The 1,284-nt window shown below is 71.4% G+C and carries 2 protein-coding genes; both read left to right on the top strand.

Annotated elements, in window-relative coordinates; translation table 11 throughout:
• Positions 1-89: 89 nt before the first annotated feature.
• Positions 90-401, top strand: coding sequence for a transposase (locus tag IEV86_RS17450; protein ID WP_052426602.1), 312 nt, complete (start codon positions 90-92; stop codon positions 399-401).
• On the top strand, positions 398-1,255 hold the full coding sequence (locus IEV86_RS17445; RefSeq protein WP_161784096.1) for an IS3 family transposase: 858 nt from the start codon (positions 398-400) through the stop codon (positions 1,253-1,255). Before IEV86_RS17450 ends, IEV86_RS17445 begins: the two co-directional genes overlap by 4 nt.
• Positions 1,256-1,284: the final 29 nt, after the last annotated feature.

The following is a 1,284-nucleotide window of genomic DNA, read 5'->3' as shown; positions in this document are numbered from 1 at the left end:
CGTGACGAGGACCCCGTCGGGTCGTTGACACTTCCGGAGCTCGTCGGGCTTGGGGAGGATGGTCGCTCTTGATGCCCACAGGAGGGCTGATGAGCGAGAAGAGGAAGTACCGGCAGTTCACCGTCGAGCAGAAGACCGAGGTCGTGCTGGCTGGCCTGCGCGGGGATCGCTCGGTGCGGGACGTGTGTCGGGAGTACGAGATCTCCGAGACCTTGTACTACTCGTGGCGGGACAAGTTGCTCGAGGGCGGCAAGGTCGCGCTCGCGAACCCGCAGACCAGGACGCCGGAGCACGCGGAGATCGCCGAGCTGAAGAAGAAGGTCGCCTCGTTGGAGCGGTCGCTGGGCCGCAAGACGTATGAGCTGGACGTCGCGGGGGAACTCTCGCGGGACTGGACGTGAGCACCCGGGTGTCCAGGGCCCGCGCCGTGGTCGCCACCGGGCGCAAGCCGGCCGTCGTCGCCCGCGTCGCGCGGGTCTCGCGGCAGGCCCTCTACCGGCCGCCCAGCAGGCGCCCCGCGGGCGCCGGCCCTGGACGCGGGCGGCCCGGGGACGCGGCGATCGTCGAGGTCGCGCGCGCCAACCCGGTCGACGGGACCCGCATGGTCGCGGCGCTGGCCTCCCGTGAGCTCGGCGTCCCGGTGAACCGCAAGCGGGTCCAGCGGGTGATGCGCGCGCACGGGCTGCTGCAACGCTCGCGGAACACTGATCGGCGCCGCCGCCCGGGCTACTTCCGGGTGACCCGCCCGGACGAGCTGTGGCACATGGACATGACCAAGGTCTGGACCGCCGCGCACGGATGGGTCTACCTGCACGTGATCGTGGACTGCTGCACCCGCCGGGTCGCCGGCTGGACCGTGGACGTCCGCACTCGCACCACCGAGGCGATCGGCTGCGTCGAGGCGGCCGTCCTGGCCCACGGAATCGTTCCCGAGCAGCTGACGCTCGGGACGGACAACGGGTCGCAGTTCACCTCGCGGGACTTCCGCAAGCACCTGTCCGCCCGCGGGATCACCCACCGCCGCGGCGGCTACCGCGACCCCGAGTCCCAGGCGTTCATCGAGTCCTGGTTCGGCCAGTTCAAGAAGCGCTGCGCCTGGCGCACCGAGTGGGAGACCATCGAAGACGCCCGCACCGCGATCGCCGCCTACGTCGAGACCTACCACCACCGGCCCCACTCCGGGCTCGGCTACCGCACCCCCACCGAGGTCGCCCGGGCCTGGGCTGACCCCGACCTACAAACCGCAGCGACCTGACCCGTCAACGCCGACGGGGTCCACGTCAG

The organism is Cellulomonas carbonis (genome assembly GCF_014636275.1).
GTDB lineage: Bacteria > Actinomycetota > Actinomycetes > Actinomycetales > Cellulomonadaceae > Actinotalea > Actinotalea carbonis.
Note: the sequence above shows the minus strand (reverse complement) of the source record. Positions and strands in the feature narration are given on the sequence as shown.

Coding starts and splice junctions, on each gene's coding strand:
- IEV86_RS17450 (WP_052426602.1), top strand. CDS start 90: ATGAGCGAGAAGAGGAAGTACCGGCAGTTCACCGTCGAGCAGAAGACC.